Genomic DNA, 6,207 nt, shown 5'->3' with positions numbered 1-6,207 from the left:
CGGCCTCGGCCGCCCGGCTCTCCCCGACCGCCTCGGTCGCCTGGTCCGGGGTGGTGAATCCGCTGTCGGCGAGCTTGTCGCGCTCCCCGTCGACCTCGACCGTGGCACCGATCAGGGACTGGAGGCGGCACGACTCGATCAGTTCGGCGACGGCCCGCCCGTCGCCGAGCGCCACCGCCGACTTCAGCGCCGCGCGTCGCGCCGGGCCGAAGCCGCGCCACAGGGACAGCCGCTGGTTGTGCGAACAGGCCCGGTAGCGCTGGGCGTCCAGCTTGGCCCAGGCGCCCAGCGCGAGCCGGAGGCTGTCCTCGTGCCGGTCCAGCGCCGCCCAGATGAGCGCCGCCTGCTGTTCGAGATCGCCGATCACCCAGGAGTCCGCCCGCTCCTCGGTGAGATGGGTGATCGTCTCGCTGATGAGCCCGAGTGCCCGCTCGGGCCGGCCGTCGGCGGCCAGGCGTTCGGCGAGTACGGACGCGAGATACGCGTACGGGACGATCCCCAGCGCATGGACCCGCCGGAGGCCCTCGATCTCGGCCGGGGCGATGTCCGGCGTCTCGTCGAGTACGCGCGCGGCTATGCGGTGGAAGACCCTGGAAGGCGGGTGGGTCGCCCCCGCGATGATCTCCAGATGCTCGGCCGCCGCCGCGCGGTCGCCCGCCTTCATGGTGCAGACGACGACCTGGCAGAACGTCCGGCGCTTGTGGCGGGGGGTCCGCCAGTGGATGGCCGAGCCGCTGAAGCACTCCGCGGCGGTCGACCAGTCGGCGAACCTGACGTACTCACGGCCCAGCAGCTCGTACAGCTTCGCCAGGTGCTTGTCGGTGGCGGGCAGTTCGCCCGGAGGGGTGGGGCGGGCGGCGATCCGGATCAGCATCGACCGCACCCAGGAGAAGCCGGCGTTTCCCGAGTCCTCGGTGTCGGCGATGCTCAGCCCGCCGAGGAAGCCGTCCAGTTCGAGCAGCCGTCTGCGGAGGCCGGGCCGTAGATCGTCGTGCCGTTCCAGATAGGCGTCGATCAGCCGGGCGACCCGCCGGGTCGTCGGGGAGGAGACAGGTCCGCGGTTCGGGAGCCTTCGGCCCCGGGCGATGCGCCCCGCGACGGCGAGAGCCCGCCCGTATCCCAGCAGCCTCATGGTCCCCCCAGGAAGTATGAACACCGATCATGCCGTCTGACGGCGTGAAATGGGGGGTGCTCGACCGATTTTCTGGGGCGCTCCCGGCCTGTCCGCCGCCCGCCGCGCGCGGGGTACGCGGGCGGCGGACGGCGGGTGTTGGGTCTCTGGGGCAGTGGTGATGTGTGGGGCGGAAGTGCTCGGGTGAACCGGGCCGGGGGGCCGTGCCTGAACCGGCCCGGGGTTCGGGTCGAGCGTCCCGGTCGGGGTGCCCGCGTCAGCCGGCCCGGGGGCCATGCGTGAACCGGCCCGGGGCGGGGGCCCTCGCGTCAACCGGTCCCGGCGGGAACCCTCTCCCGGGACGGCAGCAGCCGGGCCAGCAACTGCGACCTGCCCGCGATCATGGGCGCGAGGACGGCCAGGACCAGTACGTATCCCGCGATGAAGGGGGAGAGCCGGCTGTCAAGACCGGCCGCCGCCGCCATCGTCGCCAGGATCAGCGCGAACTCGCCGCGCGCGAGCAGGGTGGTGGAGATGTTCGCGGCGGGGCCGGGGCCGAAGCCGTAGATCCGGGCGGCTGCCAGACCGGCGAACACATTCATCGCCAGCGTCACCGCGACGGCCGCGAGAACCGGCCACAGCACGGTCGGCAGATCGCCCGGGTCGATGGAGAGACCGAAGGCGAAGAAGAAGATCGCACCGAAGGCGTCCCGGAGGGGGTGCACCAGTTTGAGGATGCGCTCGCCCGATGTCGTACTGCCGAGCATCAGACCGACCATGAACGCGCCGATGGCGTCCGCGACCCCGAACCACTCGGAGACACCGGCCATGAAGACGGCCGCGCCCAGAAAGGAGATGACGAGGAGTTCGTCGTCGCGGGTGCTGATGAGCCGTCCTACCGCCCTGGTGCCGAAGCGCGCGACCAGCGCGAGCAGCAGCAGGAAGCCGAACGCCTTCCCGCCGTCCAGCACGGCGGCGCTCAGGCTGTCAGCGCCGGACAGGATGGGCTGGAGGGCGGCCAGATACAGGGCGAGGAAGACGTCCTCGACGACGATGATGCCGAGGATCGGTTTGGTCTCGGGGTTGCCGATACGTCCCAGGTCGACCAGCACCTTTGTCACGATCGCCGAGGACGAGATGCCGAGCACTCCGGCGAGCACGAGCGCCTCGGAGGTGCCCCAGCCGAGCGCGAACCCGAAGCCGAGGCCCGCGCCGACGTTCAGCAGGAGATAGGTGCCTCCGGCGATGGCCATCTTCCGGCCACCCGCCTTGAGGTCGTCGAGATGGAACTCCAGGCCCAGATAGAAGAGGAGCAGCACCAGACCGAGCGCCGAGAGCATCTCCAGGTCGTGCGGGTTCGACAGCAGCACGATGCCGGGGGTGTGGGGACCGAGGAGAATCCCGGCCAGGATGAAGAGGGGGATCGTCGGCAGTCCGATACGGCCGCCGAGCCGGGCGAGGAACGCGGCGGCGAGGAACGCGCCGCCCATGGCTATGAGGGTGTCTGCGTGTCCGATGGGCTCATCCTTCGCGAGTCAAGAGGGCGTCAAGGAATCATCAGTAATTAGTTTACCGAATGATTGATGACCGCAACGATATCGGGGACGGGGGCGCCCACCCCCCATCCGCGGTGGGGTTGCCCCCACCCCCGTTCCGCCAGCAGCCGCCATGGCCCGATCAACCGCCCGATCCGTAGCGTCAAGGCATTGACCTGCACGGTTACACAAGGCGGAGGACACCATGGGGCTGCGGCGCAGCAAGCGGCGGGACGAAGAGCGGACGTACGCGAGTGAGGCGTCCGGCGGTCGCGCGGCGGTCGAACTGCGTCAGGTACGGCGGCAGTACGGCCGGGGCGCCGGCGCCGTCCACGCCCTGCGGGGGATCGACCTCGTCCTGCCCCGGGGCAGCTTCACGGCCGTCATGGGGCCCTCGGGGTCGGGCAAGTCGACCTTCCTCCAGTGCGCGGCGGGACTCGACCGGCCCACCGGCGGGTCCGTACGCCTCGGCGGCACCGAGATCACCGGAATGAGCGAGAACAAGCTCACCGTGCTCCGCCGCACCCGGCTCGGCTTTGTCTTCCAGGCGTTCAATCTGCTGCCGTCCCTGACGGTCGAACAGAATGTGCTGCTGCCGCTGCGGCTCGCGGGCGAGCGCCCGGACCGCCGCAGGGCGGCCGAAGTGCTCTCCCAGGTCGGCCTCGGCGACAAGGGCCGCCGCCGCCCCACCGAACTCTCCGGCGGCCAGCAGCAGCGGGTGGCGCTCGCGCGGGCGCTGGTCACCAGGCCCGATGTGATCTTCGCCGACGAGCCCACCGGGGCGCTGGACACCACGACCGCCGCCGAGGTCCTCACCCTGCTGCGCACCGCCGTCGACGGTACGGGCGCGACGGTCGTCATGGTCACCCACGACCCGACCGCCGCCGCCTACGCCGACCTGGTCCTCTTCCTCGCGGACGGCTCGATCGCCGACAGCCTCCCTCAGGGGAGCGCCGACCGGATCGCCGCCCGGATGACCGCGCTCACCGCTCCCGCGCCCTCCCTCGCGGGAGTGGCCGCCTGATGTTCGCTCCCAACGGCCTGGCCCGCGCCGCGATCCGCTTCAAACCCTCCTCGTTCGCCGGCACCTTCATCGCCCTGCTGATGACCGCCGGAATCGTCGCCGCCTGCGGAATCATGATGGAGAGCGGGCTGCGGGCCTCCGTGCCGCCCACCAGATACGCCGCCGCACCCGTCGTCGTCACCGCCGACCAGCAGGTGCGCTACACCAACGGCAGCGGCGAGGACAGGACCACCGAGTACGCGCAGATCCCCGACCGGGCCCGCCTCGACGCGTCCCTGGTCGCGAAGGCGGCCGGAGTCCCGGGCGCGGCCTCCGTGATCGCGGACGTGACCTTCCCTGTCCTGCCCGCCGATCCTGCCCATCCCGTACGGGCGGACCGGGCGCCGCTCACCGCCCACGGCTGGGGCTCGGCCGCCCTCACCGGCACCGGACTGACAGCCGGATCCGCACCCCGTACGGGTGAGGTCGTCCTCGGCGACGGCGCCCGGGTCGGCGACCGGGTCACCCTCGAAACCCCCGGCGGGAAGCGGGAGTTCCGGGTCTCGGGGCTCGCCGAAGGGCCGGCGGTCTGGTTCGCCGACCGCCAGGCCCTGGAACTCTCCGGGCACCCCGGCCGCGTCGACGCGATCGCGGTCCTCCCGGAGCGGGGCGTCACCGCGGGTGCGCTCGCCAACCGGGTCACCGAGGCGATGGACGGCAAGGCCGAGGTCCGCACCGGGGACGACCGGGTCGAGGCCGAGGACTCCGGGCTCGCCAAGGCCAAGGAACTCCTCATCGCCCTCGGCGGGTCCTTCGGCGGGATCGCCACCATGGTCGCCGTGTTCACCGCCGCCGGGACCGTCGCCCTCTCCGTCTCCCTGCGCCGCCGCGAGTTCGCCCTGCTGCGGGCCATCGGCGCGACCCCCCGGCAGATCCGCCGCAGCGTCGCCACCGAGGCGCTGCTCGTCGCACCGCTCGCCGGAGCACTCGGCACCCTGCCCGGGATCGGGCTCGCGACCTGGTGGTTCGGTCAGCTGAAGGACAAGGGGGCCATCCCCGAAGCGGTCGGCCTCTCCGTCTCCGCCATCCCGCTGGGCATCGCCGTCGGCACCGCCGTCCTCACCGCGATGCTCTCCGGGCTGATGGCCGCCCGCCGCCCCGCGAAGATCAAGCCGGGGCAGGCGCTCGCCGACGCCTCCGTCGAACGCATCGGCTTCGGCAAGGTCCGTACGTCGCTGGGCATCGCCGCCGCCGTCGGCGGAGTGGTCCTCGCGGGCGTCGCCAACGGCATATCGGGCGCCGAAGCGGCGAACACCGCCCTCGGCATCGTCATGCTCTTCATGCTCTCCGTCGCCCTGCTCGGGCCGCAGATCGCCCGCCTCTGCGCGGGACTGTTCGGCCTGCCGCTGCGCGCCGCCGGGGCGTCCGGGTCGCTCGCCGCCGCCAACTCCCGTACGAACGCCCGCAGGCTGGCCTCCGCGATCACCCCGATCGTCCTCGCCATGGCCTTCTCGTCCGTCCTGGTCTTCATGCACACCAGCACCGACCGGGCCACCGCCGATCAGCAGCGCGCCGGGCTCACCGCGGACCATGTCGTCACCGCCGCCGACGGCATGCTGCCCGGCGACGCGACCGAACGCGCCGCCGCGACTCCCGGGGTCACCGCGGCCGTCTCCCTGCTGCGCACCTCCGTCCTCGTCGATGTCGAGGTCCTCGGCGAGCGCTCCATCGAGACCGCCTCCACCCAGGGCGTCGACGGCACCCCCGCCGCCCTCGCCCGGGTCCAGGACCTCGACGTCCGCAGCGGCTCCCTGTCCCGCCTCGCGCCCGGCACCGTCGCCGTCGACGCCTCCCTCGCCGACTCGGCGGACGTCCGCATCGGCGACCGCCTCGCCCTGCGCCTCCCGGACGGCACCAAGGCGAACCCGGAGGTCGTCGCCGTCTACGGCCGGGGTCTCGGCCTCTCCCAGGTCACCCTGCCCGCCGCCGCGCTGAAGGGGCATGTCACCTCCCCCTATCCGCAGGACCTCCTCGTCCGGGCCACCCCCGACGCGGCCTCCCGGCTGGCCGCCATCGGTACCGTCCACGACCGGGACGGCTACGCCGCCGCCCAGGACGTCGACCGCGAGATCAACGCCTGGGGCAATACGACCATGGCCGCGATCCTCGGCGGATTCGCCGCCGTCGCCGCCGCCAACACCCTCGTGATGACGGTCCTCGACCGCCGCCGCGAGCTGGGCATGCTCCGCCTCATCGGGTCCACCCGCCGCCAGGTCCTGGGCATGATCCGCTGGGAGGCCCTGCTCGTCACCGTCGCCGGGATCGCGATCGGCTCCGCGATCGCCCTCGCCACCCTCATCCCCATGATGAAGGGCCTCACGGGCGAGGCCCCCCACATCCCCCCGCTCCTCTACGGCTCCTTCGTCACCGCCATCCTCACCCTCGGCCTCGCCTCCACCACCCTCCCGGCCCGCACCACCCTCCGCTGACCTGTGCCTTTGGCGGCCCGCGCCTTCTGCAGGCCCGGCCGCTGCGGGCCCCGGGGCTCCGCCCCGGAC

4 protein-coding genes are annotated in these 6,207 nt (G+C 72.6%); 2 read left to right on the top strand and 2 right to left on the bottom strand.

Going from position 1 to position 6,207, the window contains the following annotated elements:
- The coding region (locus ACWF94_RS30075) for a hypothetical protein (protein ID WP_453495415.1) at positions 1-1,132 on the bottom strand (1,132 nt) is incomplete at its 3' end.
- Between the two features lie 308 nt (positions 1,133-1,440).
- Entirely contained in the window at positions 1,441-2,601 is a 1,161-nt protein-coding gene (locus ACWF94_RS30070) for a cation:proton antiporter (protein WP_453495412.1), read from the bottom strand.
- A gap of 250 nt (positions 2,602-2,851) precedes the next feature.
- Here ACWF94_RS30070 and ACWF94_RS30065 point away from each other — a divergent pair, with 250 nt between their 5' ends.
- Together ACWF94_RS30065 and ACWF94_RS30060 are read left to right on the top strand one after the other, a co-directional pair.
- On the top strand, positions 2,852-3,670 hold the full coding sequence (locus ACWF94_RS30065; RefSeq protein ID WP_453495409.1) for an ABC transporter ATP-binding protein: 819 nt from the start codon (positions 2,852-2,854) through the stop codon (positions 3,668-3,670).
- Positions 3,670-6,138: an ABC transporter permease gene (locus ACWF94_RS30060; protein ID WP_453495406.1), complete on the top strand. Its 2,469-nt coding sequence runs from the start codon at positions 3,670-3,672 to the stop codon at positions 6,136-6,138. The genes ACWF94_RS30065 and ACWF94_RS30060 overlap by 1 nt, the downstream gene beginning before the upstream one ends.
- Positions 6,139-6,207: the final 69 nt, after the last annotated feature.

This window comes from Streptomyces sp. NPDC055078 (genome assembly GCF_053607985.1).
This window is presented reverse-complemented; position numbering and strand designations above follow the sequence as displayed.

Coding starts and splice junctions, on each gene's coding strand:
- ACWF94_RS30070 (WP_453495412.1), bottom strand. CDS start 2,601: ATGGGCGGCGCGTTCCTCGCCGCCGCGTTCCTCGCCCGGCTCGGCGGC.
- ACWF94_RS30065 (WP_453495409.1), top strand. CDS start 2,852: ATGGGGCTGCGGCGCAGCAAGCGGCGGGACGAAGAGCGGACGTACGCG.
- ACWF94_RS30060 (WP_453495406.1), top strand. CDS start 3,670: ATGTTCGCTCCCAACGGCCTGGCCCGCGCCGCGATCCGCTTCAAACCC.